General features: G+C 50.1%; 13 protein-coding genes. 4 read left to right on the forward strand and 9 right to left on the reverse strand.

Annotated elements, in window-relative coordinates; all coding sequences use genetic code 11:
- Positions 1 to 83 precede the first annotated feature (83 nt).
- The 4 genes from ACLO87_RS04160 to ACLO87_RS04175 all read right to left on the reverse strand — a co-directional run bounded on the left by ACLO87_RS04160 (position 84) and on the right by ACLO87_RS04175 (position 6013).
- Positions 84 to 1616 carry an NAD(P)/FAD-dependent oxidoreductase gene (locus ACLO87_RS04160; RefSeq protein WP_430222864.1) on the reverse strand — a complete coding sequence of 511 codons (1533 nt, stop codon included), beginning with the start codon at positions 1614 to 1616 and terminating at the stop codon, positions 84 to 86.
- A gap of 44 nt (positions 1617 to 1660) precedes the next feature.
- Positions 1661 to 2020: a DUF805 domain-containing protein gene (locus tag ACLO87_RS04165; RefSeq protein ID WP_135864019.1), complete on the reverse strand. Its 360-nt coding sequence runs from the start codon at positions 2018 to 2020 to the stop codon at positions 1661 to 1663.
- Positions 2021 to 2216: 196 nt separating this feature from the next.
- Positions 2217 to 3923 carry a sulfate adenylyltransferase gene (locus ACLO87_RS04170; protein WP_135863385.1) on the reverse strand — a complete coding sequence of 569 codons (1707 nt, stop codon included), beginning with the start codon at positions 3921 to 3923 and terminating at the stop codon, positions 2217 to 2219.
- A 170-nt stretch (positions 3924 to 4093) separates the two neighbouring features.
- On the reverse strand, positions 4094 to 6013 hold the full coding sequence (locus tag ACLO87_RS04175) for a DUF294 nucleotidyltransferase-like domain-containing protein (protein ID WP_430222865.1): 1920 nt from the start codon (positions 6011 to 6013) through the stop codon (positions 4094 to 4096).
- Positions 6014 to 6100: 87 nt separating this feature from the next.
- On the opposite strand from ACLO87_RS04175, the gene ACLO87_RS04180 reads away from it, so the two are divergent.
- Positions 6101 to 9532, forward strand: a complete 3432-nt coding sequence (locus tag ACLO87_RS04180) for a PAS domain-containing hybrid sensor histidine kinase/response regulator (protein WP_430222866.1) — start codon at positions 6101 to 6103, stop codon at positions 9530 to 9532.
- Between the two features lie 38 nt (positions 9533 to 9570).
- On the opposite strand, the gene ACLO87_RS04185 is transcribed toward ACLO87_RS04180, so the two are convergent.
- From ACLO87_RS04185 to ACLO87_RS04195, 3 genes are all read right to left on the reverse strand, one after another.
- Positions 9571 to 10230, reverse strand: a complete 660-nt coding sequence (locus tag ACLO87_RS04185) for a response regulator transcription factor (RefSeq protein ID WP_135863391.1) — start codon at positions 10228 to 10230, stop codon at positions 9571 to 9573.
- 122 nt (positions 10231 to 10352) lie between these two features.
- On the reverse strand, positions 10353 to 12017 hold the full coding sequence (locus ACLO87_RS04190; RefSeq protein WP_135863393.1) for a cation acetate symporter: 1665 nt from the start codon (positions 12015 to 12017) through the stop codon (positions 10353 to 10355).
- Complete coding sequence (locus ACLO87_RS04195; RefSeq protein WP_135863395.1) at positions 12014 to 12325, reverse strand: DUF485 domain-containing protein; 312 nt, start codon at positions 12323 to 12325, stop codon at positions 12014 to 12016. The genes ACLO87_RS04190 and ACLO87_RS04195 overlap by 4 nt, the downstream gene beginning before the upstream one ends.
- Positions 12326 to 12557: 232 nt before the next feature.
- Here ACLO87_RS04195 and ACLO87_RS04200 point away from each other — a divergent pair, with 232 nt between their 5' ends.
- Entirely contained in the window at positions 12558 to 12845 is a 288-nt protein-coding gene (locus tag ACLO87_RS04200; protein ID WP_135863397.1) for a hypothetical protein, read from the forward strand.
- Positions 12846 to 13049: 204 nt separating this feature from the next.
- Here the strand turns inward: ACLO87_RS04200 and ACLO87_RS04205 are convergent, their stop codons facing one another.
- On the reverse strand, positions 13050 to 13772 hold the full coding sequence (locus ACLO87_RS04205) for a Smr/MutS family protein (RefSeq protein ID WP_430222867.1): 723 nt from the start codon (positions 13770 to 13772) through the stop codon (positions 13050 to 13052).
- Positions 13759 to 14718: a thioredoxin-disulfide reductase gene (trxB, locus tag ACLO87_RS04210; RefSeq protein ID WP_430220529.1), complete on the reverse strand. Its 960-nt coding sequence runs from the start codon at positions 14716 to 14718 to the stop codon at positions 13759 to 13761. Before trxB ends, ACLO87_RS04205 begins: the two co-directional genes overlap by 14 nt.
- Positions 14719 to 14764: 46 nt before the next feature.
- On the opposite strand from trxB, the gene ACLO87_RS04215 reads away from it, so the two are divergent.
- Together ACLO87_RS04215 and lolA are read left to right on the forward strand one after the other, a co-directional pair.
- Positions 14765 to 17158, forward strand: a complete 2394-nt coding sequence (locus ACLO87_RS04215; RefSeq protein WP_135863402.1) for a DNA translocase FtsK — start codon at positions 14765 to 14767, stop codon at positions 17156 to 17158.
- Positions 17148 to 17771 (forward strand): outer membrane lipoprotein chaperone LolA, encoded by a 624-nt coding sequence (gene lolA, locus ACLO87_RS04220; RefSeq protein ID WP_430222868.1) that lies wholly within the window; start codon positions 17148 to 17150, stop codon positions 17769 to 17771. Before ACLO87_RS04215 ends, lolA begins: the two co-directional genes overlap by 11 nt.
- Positions 17772 to 17780: the final 9 nt, after the last annotated feature.

Consider the following 17780-nt stretch of genomic DNA (forward strand, 5'->3'; position numbering starts at 1 on the left):
GTTGATTCCCTTTATAGGGATTCCTCAGAAGAAAAACCGGCACGCTTAGCGTGCCGGTTTTTTTATGCGTGTAGGCAAGTAACTTAGAACGACACCATATCCGCTGGATTAATCAGGCTTTGCACCGTTAAGGCGCCTTTGACTAAAGGAATCGCGACAGGCCCTATGTAATCGTTAAAAGGGATTTCATCGTGGGGGATGCGTGTCAGCATAGCGAAGTCATCATTACGTCCTGTGATGTCATCGCTAATGGATTTACCAATGCGAACGGTTTGTGCAACGCCGTGGCCGCTCCAACCATGTACGGCATAGACGGGAGCCTTAGCATTGCTTTTGCGACTGTCTACGGCACCATTTAAGGTGATATCGCTAATGCCACCCCAGGAGTATTCCAGTTCAGGCTTTTCCCATTGCGGGAATACCGTTTGAATACGTTCCAGCAAGTAGTTGTTCACATCGCGGGGCGACCATGAGTTGCCCGTGCCTTGGCCACCAAATAGCAGGCGGTTATTACGTACGGCACGGTAGTAGTCAATTTGTAGCTGGGTGTCGTATACCGGTAAATCCCCCGGTAGCAACTGACTGATGTCCATAGGTAGGCTAGGAGTCACTGCTACGTAGGTATAGAAAGGAATGGTGGTGCCGCCGTTTTCTAAAAATTGCGGAGCAGCATAATGCACCCCTAACACGACAGCTTTACGCGCTTTGACAGCGCCGTGCTCTGTGACGACACGTGTGCCATCAGCCTCTTCGATGATTTCAGTCACAGCGCTGTTTTCGTGGATCTTGCCACCGTTTTGTACTAGGCCATATACCATGCCACGTAGCAGGGCTAGGGGTTGTACTTGACCTCCAATAGTGTCTAGTGCTGCACCATGGTAAATGTCGGATTGCACATACTCTTTAAGTTCTTGTGGCCCCATGATTTTGACGGCTCTATCACCAAGTGCACGTCTAGCATCTGCGCTAGAAACTAAGGCTCCCATATGGCCGGGGTGCACGGCTGCGGTGAGGTGTTCACGTTTGCGGTCGCATTCAAAGCCATAACGATCAGACAGTTCATCAATCAAGTTCATGGCTTCTATGGAGGCGAAACGCCACAAGCGCTGGGCTTCTTCTGGCGGTAGGTTTTCCATCATGGTTTCGGCTTCCCAACGCGCTAGACCTGGCGTGAGCTGACCACCATTACGCCCTGAAGCACCCGAACCCACATTGTGCTTTTCCAGTAGTACTACGTCTAAACCTGCTTGTGAAAGATGCAAGGCTGTAGAGGCACCGAGTAGTCCACCGCCAATAACCACTACATCACATACCTGATCACCTTGTAGCGCTGGGAAGCTGTCCCATGCAGGTAGGGTGGCTTCGTAGTAGTTGGCAGGCATTGAGTCATTGGTGGTGGCATCTCGGTGCCAAGTCCAAATGCGGGAGTCTAAACCTAGCTTGCTAGGAACGGCTTTGGCATCGGGTAATAGGGCCGGCTTAGGTAGCGTTGTAGTGGTTGATGGGGTTGCTGCCGCAGTGGATTGAGCATGCAGAGTAGGGGAGAGCGCACTAAATAGGCCTATGCCGGACAGGGTAGCGCTCTTACGTATAAAGTCTCGTCGATTGACAGTCATGTTGGTCTCACAGAAAGGTAGTAGGAAGCGTGTGGCGATATGCCTTACAGCGTTGCTGGGCCATAGCGGTTTTGATCAGCAGAGCCTTTAAGTAAGGCAAATGCCAGCAGAGCTAACTGACCGATGACGGGCAACAGATTAAGCCAGGCCCACCAGCCAGCGTGGTTGGCATCATGTAATCGGCGCACTTGCAGGGCGAGTACCGGCAGTAGGGTGGCCAGTGCGTAGAGCGTCGTAATCCAGCCAAAACCTATCTCAGGGTTAGCGAGGGCAAAGTGACGTTCTCCGAAAGAAAGCACTAGCAGAATAAGTAGATGTATGAGTAGGAATAGCCAATATCCTTTTCTAGAGGTACGGCCTTGGAATGTGGCGTAGTGCAGCAAGGCTTGTAAGTAGGCATGCATGATGGTTGAGCTCCTTTGAGGGATGGGTAAACCGACGGGTAGTGCATCTTATGTGGTGCTGATTTTCATTCTTATTGCCAAATAAATATATCATATGGTTTTATATGTATTAATGTTTTAGGTATAAACCCTAGAGACAAAAAAACCGCCATGCTTTTGCATGGCGGTAGGGTGTGCAAGTCGTAGAACTACAGCATTACTCTTTGTCTGCGCCGCGATAGCGTTTATATGGCAGCACGTTCCACGTACGAGTTTCCAGACGCTCTCGGCAAATCACTGATGGGATATCGCCCAACAGATTGCGTGCGGATTCCAGCTCGCGCTCGACTTCCACCTTGTCTTGGTACATGAACTCGTCGGATGCCTCGTCTGGCGCTTGTTCCAGTTTCTCTTCCAAGTCGCTGATAATGCGCTCTTGTTGGAAACGCAGTGCTTGGCGAGCATCTTCAATCCATGACGGCTGCATACTGCGGTTGTGGTCAACAACAGCACTGTACTCGCTGTACACACCCGCATAGACATCACCAGCGTGGTGACGGGCATCGTGGCTAGCAATTTCCAGATCACGTACAGTCAGTTTTGCTGGATCCAATGGTTCTTTACGCAGCATTCCGCCCAAACGGGTGTACTTGGTGTAGTACGGGAACATACCTTGAATGACTTTGCCTACAGGCTGGATAGCTTCGCCATCCTCACCCAAGCCTTTAGGCTGTACACCTTGCATAGCAGACAGTACAGATTCAGGGCGGCAAATTTCTTTAGGTGGCATGATGCCGTAACGCAGCATCTCACGAATACCCGTACCCGAGATGGTCAGTTTGAAACGATCATCGTGTGGGCAGGTTTCGCTGGTGGCGTGGCTAGCACAGCGTGTGCAGTAGAACACCTCATGGAATAGGCGCACATCAATGCCCATTTCTTTGGGGCTGAACTGATCAAAAATACTGTGGCTGGCGTACTTGTCGTAGTAGCTACCAATACCGGCGTGGTCACGACCAATGAGGGCGTGGGTACACCCGTAGTTTTTCATAATCAGGGCGTGCAAAATGGTTTCGCGTGGGCCTGCGAAAATATAAGTCACGCGCAGTGGTGACAAAATAGCACGGTCTTTGGGATAGTAAGTATCCAGCACGTTACGGTAGGCCAACATGCGGTATTCGTGGCGCACGTATTCACGTTTTGCCATTTCTACTAGTGGTTGCAAGAACAAGCCGTCAACGCCTTCTAGTGCGTTGCGGTGAATGTATTCGTGACCACGGTGCAATGGGTTAGCGCCAGTGATGAAACCTGCAACCGAATTGAATTTCTTCTCTTCGTAGAACAGGTGCCAGGTGTCTTTAGGTTCACGGCGCAGTTTCTCAAACGGACCCCAATCTACACGTTGCAACAGGTGCAATGTACCGCCCAGAGAGATATCACCCATACGACGGTAGATGGAGTCTACGCCTGGGTGGTTACGGTCTGTGGTGCCAAATAGTTGGCGAGCACGTTCTTCTTTGTCGTAGTCGAAAATATCTTCGATGCTCAGAATCGCAACAGGCTCGTTACGGCTATCGGTCAGCGCAACTTCACCACCCACGGACAGGCTTTTGATGATTTCTTTGTTGCGATCACCCGTAGGCGCAAAGCTCAGTGGTACAGGCCAAATTACGCCGTTGGCTAAACGACCAGAAGTTAGAACGGACTTATAGTCGTCTTCGTTCATGAAGCCTTTGTTGGGTGACAGCACACCAGTGGTGATCATTTCGATGGTGATCACGGCTTCCAAATCTACGCGAATAGAAGGCAGCTTGCGGGCGCGTTCAATTTCGGCTTGTACTTTGTCTGCAGGCACTACCTGATTAACTAGCTTTCCACCGTGTGGCTGTTGTGGATAGCGATCGAAATTCAGTGTCTTCTCCATGTTTCCTCCTGACTGCTTCGTCTGGCTTACACCAGCAAAGCGGTTCTTTTGTAATGTGTGGCGGTTAGGCCGTGGTCACAATGTGGTTTGAAAATAATCAAAAGCAAATTCTGTTTTAAAGCGAATTTGCGCTTTCGTAAATACACCTTTAGTTAGAGTGCCTGTTTTTTTTATAGCTGATAGCGATGGCGGAGTAAATCCTGCAAATGTTTGGCTTGACGCAGGGACTCCCGCAACATGCGGCGCTCAAGAGGATTCAGCTCGGCTGTGGGGAGCTGATTGTTGAGAGGCTGATTCTGCTGCGTTTGGCGCAGATGCAGCTGTAAGCGTAACAATTGTAGATAGCTGTAGGCATCATGAAAAGCATTTGCATCATCTGTGGTGAAGATGCCGTGTTCACCTAGTTGGTGCAGGCGTTCTAGGGTAGAGGCTTCACTGATGCCGTTACTTAATGCAAAAATACGTACGCTATCCACAAAGGGGCTTAGTGCACCTGCTTTCAAATCTACACTAGGTTCATGCGTCTGCAGAAAACTACCTAGCCGTTGCAGCGGACTTTGCAGTGGTAAACGATAGCGCAGGGCATTGCTGGCCATCATGCGCTGAAACTGGGGGCTGTCAGCAATCAGTGCTAATAGTTCGGGCAGTAGGGCATCAAAGCCAGTTTGATCTCCCCATAGCGCACGTAAATCAAAGAAGATGCTGCCTTGCAAAAGGTGTTCAGGATCAGGCTGCAAAATGATGTGGCGAAACTTATGTAGCCATTCTTCCGCCGATAAGCACAGCTCAGGATTACTGGCCATAATGTTGCCGGTGCATAGCGTTAGCCCACAACTGTCTAGGGCTTCATTGATGCGTCTGGCAACCGGCAAGAGCAATTCTCTGCAGGCATCTTCAGTCATCCCTTCAGGCGTATAGAACATCAAGCCGTTGTCTTGGTCAGTCAGTAGCGTTTGCTCGTGTCGTCCTTCACTACCAAATGACAGCCAACAAAAAGGAGGCAGGGTAGAAGGTGAGTCGGCGAGTATCAGCTTGATGATGCGCAGGGTGCTGTGGTCATTGAGTTGCGTAATTAAGTGCGTTACTTGCGGTGCACTGGCTTCGTTAGCCAGCATGGCCTGTACCAGACGGGGGATACGTTGACGTAATTGGCGCAGATCTTGCAGGTTTTCAGCGTGACGCAATGCACGAGATAGTTGCACCAAGTTAATGCGCTGCAAATCAAATAAATCGCGCTCAGATAGCACGCCCACTAGCCTCTGGTTATTGCAGACACACAAGTGACCGATATTGTGCTGGATCATCAGCATGGCGGCATCGTAAGCAGTATGCCTAGGGCTGAGGTGATAAGGGTCCAGAGTCATTAATTGCCCTATGGGTTGATCACGTTCAGCTAGGTTTTGGCTGAATACACGCCGTAAATCTCTAAGAGTAAAAATCCCCAGTAGGTGTTGTGCTGCATTGGTAATGGCAACACTACTGACATTGTGCTCATGCATTAACCCCACCACATCTGCCAAGCTTTGTTCTGTTGTGCAGGTGATGGGGCTTCGTTGTACAAAATGTGCCAGAGGGGTGTTTAAGCTGGTGTCCGGATGTTGCTCTTGCCAGTGGTATAAACGTGCTTGCTTACGTAGTTTATCCAGTAGCACGGCGCTGCCTTCGCGCATAAATAATCTAAAAGGCTCTGACTGTTGCAGCAAGTGATTAAAGGCATCACGAGGAAGTAATACACAGGTGCAGGCGCTTTGTGCAATATAGTGGGTACGCGTGGCACGCTCTTCTTGTAACGCTACCAATGGGAAACTATCACCGCTGCCTAAATAGAAGGTCTGGTCATCAGGGGTGGCGGAACGCTGGGCGCAAATGGTACCCTCTATAAGCAAAAACCAGTGCTGAACTTGACCCATTTTAGGGGAAAGTACAATACTACCGGGTGTAAAGTAGTGTTGAGTACAGTGCGCAACCAAGTAATGCAGATGAGGCAGCTGCATCTGGTTAAAAGGCGCATGAGGCCGTAGAGCCTGAATAATAAATTGTTGCTCCTCGGATAACGAGGAGGGGATGGAGTCCGGCGCGTGGTGGTGCATGATATAACCCCCTAGCTGTATAGCACTATTATTGCCGTTGACTTTGGATCCTGAGAACAACTAATACCAAAGTAGGAGACAAGTTTGATGGAACCTGCATGGGTGGTCTTGGCGTCGCTGGTGTATGCGGCGTTGTTATTTGCCATTGCGTGGATTGGGGATCGCCGTCCACTGTACCCACAGCGACCCTGGCTACGGCCTGTGGTCTACAGTCTTGCTTTAGCCGTGTACTGTTCGTCGTGGACCTTCTACGGCGCAGTAGGCTCAGCGATGCGTTATGGCGTAGGTTTCTTGCCTATCTATTTAGGCCCCTTGCTCATGCTGATTTTCGGTTGGCGCATTGTTGAGCGTTTAGCTTTGGTGGCACAGTCACAAAACACAGTTTCCATTGCTGACTTTATCGCTAGCCGCTTCGGGCGTTCTCAACGTTTGGCAGCACTGGTTGCCTTTATTGCGACGGTAGCGGCCGTGCCGTACTTGGCGTTGCAATACAAAGCAGTAGCGCTGAGTTTACGCGTACTGACAGGCACCGACATGTACACCAGCATGTTGGGTGATCCGGCATTGTATGTGGCCATTTTGATGGCGCTATTTTCTATTTTGTTTGGTACCCGTCAGGTGGATGCGACTGAACACCGTCCAGGTTTAATGCTGGCGGTGGCATTTGAGTCACTGGTAAAGCTGGTCGCGTTGTTAGCCGTGGGTTTGTTTGCAGTCAGTTGGTTCGGCGGCAATGAACTGAATATGAATGATGCCATCCACGAGTTATTGGTGAATGCGCCACCAGTGGGATTTGTAGGTCAAACCTTGTTGGCTTTTGCCGCTATTCTCTGTTTGCCGCGTCAGTTTCACGTTGCCATTGTGGAATGTGGCGACGTATCAGACATCCGCCGTGCCCGGTGGTTGTTCGGTGCGTATCTCGTCATTATTAGCCTGATGGTTCTGCCTATAGCTGCTGTGGGGGCGAGTATGCTGGGGGCGGATGGCATGGCTCCTGATAGTTTTATGCTGTTGTTGCCCCTGTCTGAAAACCAGTTGGGTTTGGCATTGATGGTGTACATAGGAGGGTTCTCTGCCGCCACAGGGATGGTGATCGTGACCAGTGTGGCGTTGGCCACCATGATCAGTAACGACTTAGTGATGCCGCTGATGCTGCGCCGTGGATGGGTGCAATACGAACAAGGTAACGTGGCTTCTACCGTCTTGTGGATTCGTAGGCTGGCGATTATGGCGTTGGCCGGAGCAGCCTATGGTTATTACATGCTTAGCAATACGGACACAGCCTTGGCTGCTTATGGCTTGTTGGCCTTTGCTGCGGTAGCACAGTTTGCGCCGAGTCTGATTGGTGGTTTGTATTGGCGTGGAGCGAGTAGGCAGGGTGTTGAAGCTGGGTTAATTCTGGGCTTCGCATTCTGGACATACACCTTGTTCCTGCCGGTATTGACCGAAGCAGGATGGTTTAGCGATAGATGGCTGTATGAAGGGCCGTGGGGCTTAAGCTGGTTACGTCCTACTCAGTTGTTTGGTTTTGGTGATTGGGATCCACTTACCCATGGCACCTTCTGGTCGCTGTTCTGTAATGTGAGTGCTTTTCTGTGGGTGTCTTTACGTCGTAGACCTGGCTTGGGTGAACGCTTGCGTGCTGAGCCTTTTTTAGACCCCTATGCACAACGCCAAAAACTGGCGGCCCAGCAATACGGTAACTTGTTGGTGAACGATTTGCTGCTGTTGGCAGAACGTATCACGGGCGAAAAAATGGCAAATCGTGCCTTTAGAGACCGCGCTTTGCAACGCAACCAGACCTTGTCGACCGACTTACGCGCTGACAGTGAGTGGGTGCATTTCACCGAACTACTCTTGGCTGCGGTGGTGGGGGCTGCCTCTGCTAGGCTGGCCATTACCAGTGCCTTGCGTGGATCAGGGATGGAGCTTGCGACAGTCGTCGCCGTGCTGGACGAAGCAGGCCAAGCTTTACGCTTTAATCGTGATATTTTGATGAGCACTCTAGAAAACATTGACCAAGGTGTGAGCGTGGTCGATGCGCAAATGCGTTTAGTGGCGTGGAATCAAAACTATCAGCAGTTATTTCGCTTTCCGGTAGGCATGTTGTATGTGGGTAGACCGGTAGAAGATCTGCTGCGCTTTAATGCCGAACGGGGCAAGATTAGTGGTAGCACGCATGATATGGACGAAGCCATACAGCGGCGTATCACTTTTATGCGCAATGGTTCGTCTTACGTTAGCCAACGCACGCTGAACGATAAGGTCATAGAGTTGCGTGGGCGTCCGTTGCCGGGCGGTGGCTATGTGACCAGCTACAGTGATATCTCGCATTACGTGAAAGTAGAGCGTGAGCTGCGCGACATTAATGAAACCTTGGAGCAACGTGTGGCAGAGCGCACACGTGAGGCCGAAACAGCACAAGAATCACGTACCCGATTCCTGACAGCGGTTAGCCATGACGTATTGCAGCCTATTAATGCCGCACGCCTCTTTGCCTCTGCCTTGCGCGAAACCGACGAGGTAGACGAGATGCCGCGACTGGCTGAACGTATTGATACAGCGTTGCGTACGGCAGAAGATTTGCTTGAAGGGTTATTGGATATTTCTAGGCTAGATGCCGGTGTGCTGAAACCCGAGATAGAAGTGATTAATGTCGCCAAGCTGCTGAATCACTTGGCAGATCAATACGCACCTATGGCGTTACGCAGAGGGCTAAAACTACGTGTGCATGCCCCTAATGTGTATGTACGTAGTGATCCACGTTTATTGCGCCGAGTATTACAAAACTTCTTGGCTAATGCCTTACGCTATACCAAAGAAGGCCGCATTTTAGTGGGAGCCAGATGTCGTGGTGATGCGGTGGTGTTCCAGGTGTGGGACTCCGGGCAAGGTATTCCCCCACAACACGTGAAGCAAATCTATGCTGAGTTCCATCGTTATGAGCAGCCTTTTGATTGGGATGGCAGGGGTTTAGGGTTAGGTTTATCTATTTGTCAGCGTATCTCGTTGCTGTTGGGCCATGGTTTGGATGCGGCTTCTGAAGTGGGTAAAGGTAGTGTATTTGCCATTTCAGTGCCACGAGCCGAAGCACCAGCACCGCAAGCGCAAACGGTAGTGTCTGAGGGCAGTGTCAACCAACCCCTGAAAGGGTTACGTGTGCTCTGTTTGGATAATGACCCAGATATTATTTCGGGCATGGAAGAACTGCTGAGTCGCTGGGGTGTGCAAGGCATTATGGCGACTACGGTTGATCAAGCGCTGGAATGTATGGCTCAAGAACCGCATGTGCTATTGGCTGACTACCACTTGCACGATAGGTTAAATGGCCTAGAGGCACTGGAAGTGCTCAGCAACAAAGCGCCTGGTATTCCCGGTGTGTTGCTTACAGCTGATGGCAGCGATGAGCTTAAAAGCGCTGCTAAACAAAAAGGCTATCCTGTACTGACCAAGCCAGTGAAACCCGCATCGCTACGGGCTTTCTTGTCGGCTCAAATGTGGCGGGTGACAGCCTCGTAAACGATGAAGCAGCGTACCTGTTTATCAGGTACGTTGCTTTACTCGCTCATCAGAGATTGTTCTTTCTCTTGTAAGCCCAATTTATTGGCAATCAATACGGCTTGTGTTCTATTCGATGCACCTAGCTTACGCAAGATAGCTGTCATGTGCGCTTTGATGGTGGCCTCTGATACCCCCAGCTCATGTGCAATTTGTTTGTTGAGTTGGCCTGTACCTACCATCTGCAACACTCTAAATTGTTGAGGGGTTAATTCTTGTAGTTGGGCTGCAGCGTGCTTTTCATCGGCATCAATACCGGGAATAGCATGGCCTAATTCTGGTGCCCATGAGCCACCATTCAGAATTTCTTGCAACGCTTCACTAAGCGTACTGGTGTCTACGGACTTAGGAATATAGCCCATGGCACCGTGATCTAACGCGCGGCGAATCAGGTGTGGGTCTTCGTGCGCGGACACGACCACTATAGGTAAGGAGGGGAAGTTGGCGCGCAAGTGTACTAACGCACTAAAACCAATGGCACCGGGGATGTTTAAATCCAGTAGCAACAGGTCGGCATCAGGTGTTTGTTCTACCAGCTCATAGAGCGCAGAAATACGATCAGCCTCGTGAATGGTAGTGCCAGGAAACAGATTGGCAACTACACCACGTAAGGCTTCACGAAATAAGGGATGATCATCAGCAATGAGTAGTTCGTTCATACCAGTGTGCTGCCATAAGGAAGTTGAGGTATTGTGCATAACTAAAGATAACAGATTTACAGAAAAAAGCAGGGTACCGAAGTACCCTGCTTGACAGTGCACAATGCCTGCTTTAGGGCGTATTAGTGCTGGGAAGCTGCTGAAGCACCTATACCGGTTTGACTACGTACAGTCAGCGCATCAAAAGCGGCCTTTTCTTTCTTAGCACGTTCGCTGGTATCGGTTACTGAGAAGAACCAGATAGCAATGAATGCCAATGGGATAGACAGAATACCGGGGTTAGGGAACGGTGTAATAGGTGTAGCGAAGCCAAATACATCCACCCATACGGTAGAGCTCAGTACTACCCAACCTGTGGCAACGATCAGGCCCAAGAAGCCGCCGATGGTGGCACCACGAGTAGTACAACCACGCCAAGAAATGGACAGCACCAGTACGGGGAAGTTAGCACTCGCTGCAATCGCGAAGGCCAAGCCCACCATAAATGCCACGTTTTGGTTCTCGAAAATAATGCCCAGTAAGATCGCCAGCACACCCAATACGATGGTGGATATACGGGAGATACGCATCTGGTCACGCTCTGTAGCACGGCCTTTGGCAATCACGTTGGCGTACAAGTCATGGGAAATCGCTGCAGCACCAGCCAGCGCCAAGCCTGCTACCACCGCCACAATTGTCGCGAAAGTTACAGCAGCCAAGAAGCCCAGCAGAAGGTTACCGCCCACTGCATTCGCTAAGTGCACCGCTACCATGTTGGTGCCGCCAATCAGGTTGGTCAACATGTTGAAGCTGCCATCAGGGCCTGTGTGGAAGTACTCAGGGTGTTGCCACAACAGAGCAATAGCGCCAAAACCAATGATGAACGTCAGCAGGTAGAAGTAACCGATGAAGCTACTGGCGTAGATCACAGATTTACGAGCTTCTTTGGCATCAGCCACGGTAAAGAAGCGCATCAAGATGTGTGGCAAACCAGCAGTACCGAAGGCCAGACCAATACCCAACGACAAGGCGTTCAATGGGTTACTACTTACCTGAGAGCCTGGGGCCAAGATTTTTGCGCCGTCTGGGTGAACTTCTACGGCTCGTGCCAAGATGGAGTCAATATCCCAGCTAAATGCAGCCAGAACCAGAATAGTCATCAGTGTGGCACCAAATAGCATCAGTACGGCTTTAATGATCTGTACCCATGTGGTGGCTGTCATGCCGCCAAAGGCTACGTAAATCATCATCAGTGCGCCCACGATAACCACGGCAACGTTGTAGTCTAGACCGAACAGCAGCACGATCAATTTACCAGCACCTACCATCTGAGCAATCAGGTACAAGGCAATAATCAGCAAGGATGCGCTGGCTGCCAGAATACGCATAGGGGTTTGGGACAAACGAAACGAGGTTACGTCTGCAAAGTTATAGCGCCCTAAGTTACGTAAACGTTCTGCTACCAAGAACATCACTACAGGCCAACCGAACAAGAAGCCGATGGCGTAAATGATGCCGTCAAAACCGGACACGTACACCATACCGGCAATACCCAAGAAGGAGGCTGCGGAGAGGTAATCACCGGCAATCGCCAACCCGTTTTGGAAACCTGTTAGGCCACCACCTGCGGTATAGAAGTCGGATGTGGTGCGTGTGCGTTTAGCTGCCCACCACGTAATGACCATTGTCCCTGCAATAAAGATCAGGAACATGACAATCGCGGACGTACTGGTGGACCCTTGAGCCGCCATAGCGGGTGTACTCAGCGCACTGAGTAATAGGGTGAGGGGAATTAGGCTTTTCTTCATGTGACATCCCTCACGATTTTTGCCAGCAGAGGATCAAAGATCTTGTTGGAAATGTAGACGTAGATAGCAATAAGCACTACCGCACTGATGGCCACAAAAATGGCGGTCATAATGCCGATAGAGATAGTGAGGGAACCTACAGGCGATCCGAATAGTGTGGGATCAAAAGCCAAAGTCAGAATGAACCCGGCGTAAATCACCAAAGTGATGAAGAAAAATATAAAGCTTAAGCGGGTCCTCCGCTGCAGCAATTCCTTATAAGCAGGATGCTGCAACACCGCCGATACAACATCGTTGGGTGATGCCATGCTTTGTCTCCTAATGGATGGATGTTTGTACATCTATCCTGACCAGGTGGCCAGGTTTGACGCTTTATTGCGTTCTATGCCGTCCAATATAGAACGAGACTTTATTTGGTAATAGGCGACTTTGGTTGTATGTGGCAAACCATACATGTCTGTAAAGAAAGCGTCTTATTAACTGCATAGAATGCTAGAGACTAACCGCATGGTTATGGTGTGCCATATAAGGAGGGCTGTAGTGAATACATCATCAGAAAACGCACGGCTCATTTGTTATTTAGAGCAGCATGTGCATCACATTATTGTGCAGGCTAGCGGGCAAACGGTAGGGCTGCCCGTGCTCTATGACGTACAGCAGAAAAACACCTGGTCTATGGTGCAGCAAGCCGATGTATTGAAGGTGTGGGAAAAATACAGTGGGTGGGCTCAGCAACGAGGTGTAGTGGCTGATCCTTTATTGTTTGCGGTGTCGTATGTGAATCAAAATTTTGCATCGGCAACACTACAAAGAGCGGCTTCCGGATAAGAAAACGACTTTTTTCGGCTTCCTATCAGTGCATTCCCTAAGTGCTTTAGGTCATAAACTCATGCACAATACATTTCATGCAGGTGAGGAGACCAAAGCAGCCCAAAAAAAGGGCAACCACTTAGGTGGTATTTTAATAAAGCAGTATCTATAAAAACTAGAAAACGCAAAAAGGCCAGTGGATTATCCCGCTGGCCTTTTTGCTTAATGACGTCTGGTACGTAATAAAACTTTTACAGCGCCTTTGCCGCCTTCGCGGGGGCTGCATTCTACATAGGCAAGCACGTCTTGCATTTGGCTTAGCCAGCGTCGTACTACCGGCAGCAAAATAGGGCCAGCCTCACGATTAGAGCCATAACCTACGCCATGCACTATGCGTATGCACTTTAGTCTGTGCTCTAAACATTCTTGTATGAACTCTGTCACCATTAGCCTAGCCTCATCCAGACGAGCACCGTGCAAGTCTAGGTTGGCCATAATCATCCATCTGTCTTGCTTTAAATAGCGCAATACATCGGTACCACAGGCAGGGCTAGAGTACTCACAGGGATCAGACTCTAACCATGCCGGTATATAGTGGTCTGATGACATGAGGGGTAAGGATGTTTGCAGATCGGGGCCGGTGGCATGCAACAGACGTTGTTGCTGTTGAGCCTTATCGACAACTGATTTCACCGTAGTGTGGTGGCGTTCTGCGGCTACCAGCGGTGTGTCATTACGGGTTTCGTGTTTAAACAGAGCCTTATCGGCAGCCGTTAAGCCAGATGCCGTAGGCTGAGTGGTGTGCAGCAGAGTAGAAAATGAACCGGGGGCAGCATCAGGTGGGCAAGCAGGCTCTTGCGCCTTGGCGCGCGAGTCTGCTTTGTGTTGTTGACGCAATACGCGTAATGCTGCCAGCCCACCTGCCGGCTTTTTATTGGCCTTCATTCTCCAACCAGCGCTGAGCATCCAAAGCTGCCATACAACCAGCACCTGCGCTAGTAATGGCTTGACGGTAAACGTCGTCTTGTACGTCGCCTGCGGCAAACACGCCAGGTACAGATGTCATGGTAGCCATACCGCCGTGACCCATACGAGTGCGGATATAACCGTTTTCCATGTCTACTTGGCCTTTGAAAATTTCAGTGTTGGGGTGGTGACCAATCGCAATAAATGCACCCATCACATCCAGTGTTTCGGTATCGCCAGTTTGTGTGTTGCGCAAACGAACACCGGTGACGCCGCTGTTATCACCCAGTACTTCTTCCAATGTGCTGAACAGTTTCAGACGGATGTTGCCATTTTTCACACGCTCCATCAGTCTATCCGTTAGGATAGGTTCTGCACGGAATGTGTCACGACGGTGTACAACAGTTACGGTTTTGCAGATATTCGACAGGTACAGGGCTTCTTCTACAGCAGTATTACCGCCACCCACGACGATAACGTCTTGGTTTTTGTAGAAGAAACCGTCACATGTGGCGCAGCCAGATACACCGCGGCCCATGAAAGCTTGTTCGGATTCCAGACCCAAGTACATGGCCGAAGCACCCGTACTGATGATCAGGGAGTCGCATGTGTATACCGCGCCGCTGTCGCCATTCAGAGTGAAAGGGCGTTTGCTCAAATCAACAGAAGTGATTTGGTCGAATACCATTTCGGTTTCGAAGCGCTCGGCATGCTGCTGGAATCGGGCCATCAAATCGGGGCCTTGAACGCCAGCGGCATCAGCAGGCCAGTTTTCCACATCAGTGGTGGTCATCAGTTGGCCGCCTTGTTCCATACCTGTGATCAATACGGGGTTCAGGTTGGCACGGGCTGCGTAAATTGCAGCAGTGTAACCAGCAGGGCCAGAGCCTAAAATGAGCACTTTTGCATGTTTGACAGTCGACATGACAGAAATTCCAGAAAATCAATAACCAGCCAATTATAATGAGTCCATGGCAAGATTACCCGCATCCTCTACTCGTTCATCCAAAAACGTACGAAATGGTCCCTCTCCATTACAGCTGAGGTTGACTTCGTTAGCGCGTGAAGCGCGTTGGATTGTTTTTGTCTTATTGGCCGCTTGGCTAGGCTTAGTGCTAGCTACGTGGAGTCCGCTGGACCCCGGCTGGTCGCAATCTGTGCACGCAGGCGTGATACAGAATAAAGGTGGTACCTTTGGCGCGAATGTGGCTGATGGCTTGTACTACCTGTTTGGTTTTAGCGCTTGGTTATGGGTGGTGTTGTTAGTACAACGCATCGGTGTGGCATTTTACCGATTGACACACATGATGATGCCGCAACAAGTGAAAGCGCCAGAATCCCTACCACGAGTGCGTTGGGAAGTAGGTGTGGGTTTTACTTTATTGCTACTGGGCAGCATGGCATTTGAGGCCATGCACTTCCAAGCATGGGGTGAAATAGCACAATTACCTGCGAATGCTGGCGGACCTATAGGTCAGATGCTGGCGAATTTCTTAGTGGTGACACTAGGAAGCCCGGGCACCACGCTATTATTATTGGGCGCTATTTTAGTAGGCTCTAGCTTGTTCCTAGGCTTCTCATGGCTACATGTGGCCGAGAAAGTAGGTTGGGTAGTAGAGAAAGTTTTTACCCGTTTGTTAGAGTTCAAAGCGGCTCGCGAAGACCGTCGTATGGGCGAAGTGAAAAGCGCTGAGCGTAAAGAGTCCGTAGCGACCAAGCAAGAAAAACTGGTGCACGATACGCCTGTACGTATTGAACCCGCTATTACTTCAGTGCCTAAATCTGAGCGTGTACAGCAAGAAAAACAGCAAAAACTGTTTGTAGCGCCTGTGCCTAAAGCAACGGGTACTAGCAGCGGTGATGGTGTCTTGCCTGAAGTTAGTTTGCTAGACCCTGCTGATGAAAACCAAGAAACAGTTTCTGCCGAAACCTTGGAATACACCTCGCGCTTAATCGAGAAAAAACTTTCTGATTTTGGTGTGACCGTTACAGTGGTCAGTGCACAGTCAGGCCCTGTGATTACGCGCTATGAAATTGAGCCAGCCACCGGTGTGAAAGGCAGTCAGATCGTGAATCTGGGCAAAGACTTGGCCCGTTCACTCAGCCTTGTGAATATCCGTGTGGTGGAAACCATCCCTGGCAAGAACCTGATGGGGCTGGAGCTGCCTAATCCTAAACGCCAAATGGTGCGTTTAGAAGAAATCATTGGTTCGCAAACTTACCACAACAGCGCATCGTTGCTGACGATGGTGTTGGGTAAAGATATTGCCGGTAATCCAGTCGTGGCTGATCTGGCGAGAATGCCGCACTTGCTGGTGGCAGGTACTACAGGCTCAGGTAAGTCCGTTGGGATTAACGCCATGATTTTGTCTTTGCTATATAAAGCAACGGCAGATGAGGTCAAACTGATCCTGATTGACCCCAAAATGCTGGAAATGAGCGTTTACGAAGGTATCCCGCACCTGTTAGCACCTGTGGTTACAGACATGCGTCAGGCTGCTAATGCGCTGAACTGGTGTGTGAACGAGATGGAGCGCCGTTACCGTCTGATGAGTAAATTGGGTGTACGTAACTTGGCTGGTTTTAACGCCAAGATACGTGAAGCGCAAAAGAAAGACGAGGTTATTCCTAATCCTTTCTCGCTGACACCTGACGCACCAGAGCCACTTAGCACCTTGCCATTCATCGTAGTGGTGATTGATGAGTTAGCCGACTTGATGATGGTAGCCGGTAAGAAAATCGAAGAACTGATTGCCCGCTTGGCACAAAAAGCACGCGCAGCTGGTATTCACTTGATTTTGGCTACTCAACGTCCTAGCGTGGATGTGATCACTGGCTTGATTAAAGCCAATATTCCTACCCGTATTTCGTTCCAAGTATCGTCGCGTGTAGACTCGCGCACTATTCTGGATCAAATGGGTGCAGAAACGTTATTAGGCCAAGGCGATATGTTGTACATGCCGCCGGGTACAGGTTTGCCCGTACGTGTGCACGGTGCCTTTGTGCATGATGATGAAGTGCACCGTGTGGTGGATCATTTGAAAGAGCATGGTGGTGAACCAAATTACGAAGATGGCATCTTAGATGGCATACAGCCAGGCGAAACAGGCGATGGTGTAAATGCCATTACTGGCATGGTCGATGCCGAGTCTGATCCCCTGTATGATCAAGCCGTGGCGATTGTGTTGAAAAACCGCCGCGCCTCTATTTCTTCTGTACAACGTCATTTGCGCATTGGGTACAACCGCGCCGCACGTTTGTTAGAACAGATGGAAATGGCGGGTGTGGTGTCTGCCATGCAACCCAACGGTAATCGTGAAATATTGGCGCCAACAGGAGGCGCAGCGGATGACGATGACAATTAAATCTTTGATGGTAGCGGTAGTATTAAGCAGTGCAAGTGCGATGGCGTGGGCAGAGACCGCCAGCATACAACTGCGTTCTTTCGTGAAAAACGTACAAGCCGCTACCGGTGAATTTAGCCAGCAGGTATTTGGTGCACAGGGTGAGCCGCAAGCCACTCAAGATGGTGAATTTGCGTTCCATAGGCAAGGTCAATTCCGTTGGGAGGTTTTACGCCCCTACGAGCAGTTGGTGTTGTCTGATGGCCAGTTTGTGTACCAATACGATCCAGACCTAATGCAAGTTACGCAGCGTGGGGTAGATGATGCTATAGGTACATCACCCGCTGCCATTCTGTTTGGTTCACGTCGTATTGATGATGCCTTTAACCTGACTGATCTAGCCGACCGTGATGGTATGCAATGGTTGCGTGCGCAGCCTCGTACATCAGATGCCGGTTTTGAGTATGTGGATATAGGTTTCAAAGATAACTTGCCTGCCAAGTTAGAACTGCGTGACACCTTTGGTCAAACCACACGTATTAGTTTGAAAACTCTGCAGCCGCAAGAAAACATTGCCGCAGAGCGTTTTCATTTCGAGGTACCGGCAGGGGTGGATCTGGTACGTATGCCGTGATGCAATAGG

The sequence above is a fragment of the Paenalcaligenes sp. Me52 genome, assembly GCF_050487965.1.
Taxonomy (GTDB): Bacteria; Pseudomonadota; Gammaproteobacteria; order Burkholderiales; family Burkholderiaceae_B; genus Paenalcaligenes.

What these genes read in the sequence shown, in the direction of transcription:
- ACLO87_RS04160 (WP_430222864.1), bottom strand. Translation starts at nt 1,616, where the DNA reads ATGACTGTCAATCGACGAGACTTTATACGTAAGAGCGCTACCCTGTCC.
- ACLO87_RS04165 (WP_135864019.1), bottom strand. Translation starts at nt 2,020, where the DNA reads ATGCATGCCTACTTACAAGCCTTGCTGCACTACGCCACATTCCAAGGC.
- ACLO87_RS04170 (WP_135863385.1), bottom strand. Translation starts at nt 3,923, where the DNA reads ATGGAGAAGACACTGAATTTCGATCGCTATCCACAACAGCCACACGGT.
- ACLO87_RS04175 (WP_430222865.1), bottom strand. Translation starts at nt 6,013, where the DNA reads ATGCACCACCACGCGCCGGACTCCATCCCCTCCTCGTTATCCGAGGAG.
- ACLO87_RS04180 (WP_430222866.1), top strand. Translation starts at nt 6,101, where the DNA reads ATGGAACCTGCATGGGTGGTCTTGGCGTCGCTGGTGTATGCGGCGTTG.
- ACLO87_RS04185 (WP_135863391.1), bottom strand. Translation starts at nt 10,230, where the DNA reads ATGAACGAACTACTCATTGCTGATGATCATCCCTTATTTCGTGAAGCC.
- ACLO87_RS04190 (WP_135863393.1), bottom strand. Translation starts at nt 12,017, where the DNA reads ATGAAGAAAAGCCTAATTCCCCTCACCCTATTACTCAGTGCGCTGAGT.
- ACLO87_RS04195 (WP_135863395.1), bottom strand. Translation starts at nt 12,325, where the DNA reads ATGGCATCACCCAACGATGTTGTATCGGCGGTGTTGCAGCATCCTGCT.
- ACLO87_RS04205 (WP_430222867.1), bottom strand. Translation starts at nt 13,772, where the DNA reads ATGAAGGCCAATAAAAAGCCGGCAGGTGGGCTGGCAGCATTACGCGTA.
- trxB (WP_430220529.1), bottom strand. Translation starts at nt 14,718, where the DNA reads ATGTCGACTGTCAAACATGCAAAAGTGCTCATTTTAGGCTCTGGCCCT.
- ACLO87_RS04215 (WP_135863402.1), top strand. Translation starts at nt 14,765, where the DNA reads ATGGCAAGATTACCCGCATCCTCTACTCGTTCATCCAAAAACGTACGA.
- lolA (WP_430222868.1), top strand. Translation starts at nt 17,148, where the DNA reads ATGACAATTAAATCTTTGATGGTAGCGGTAGTATTAAGCAGTGCAAGT.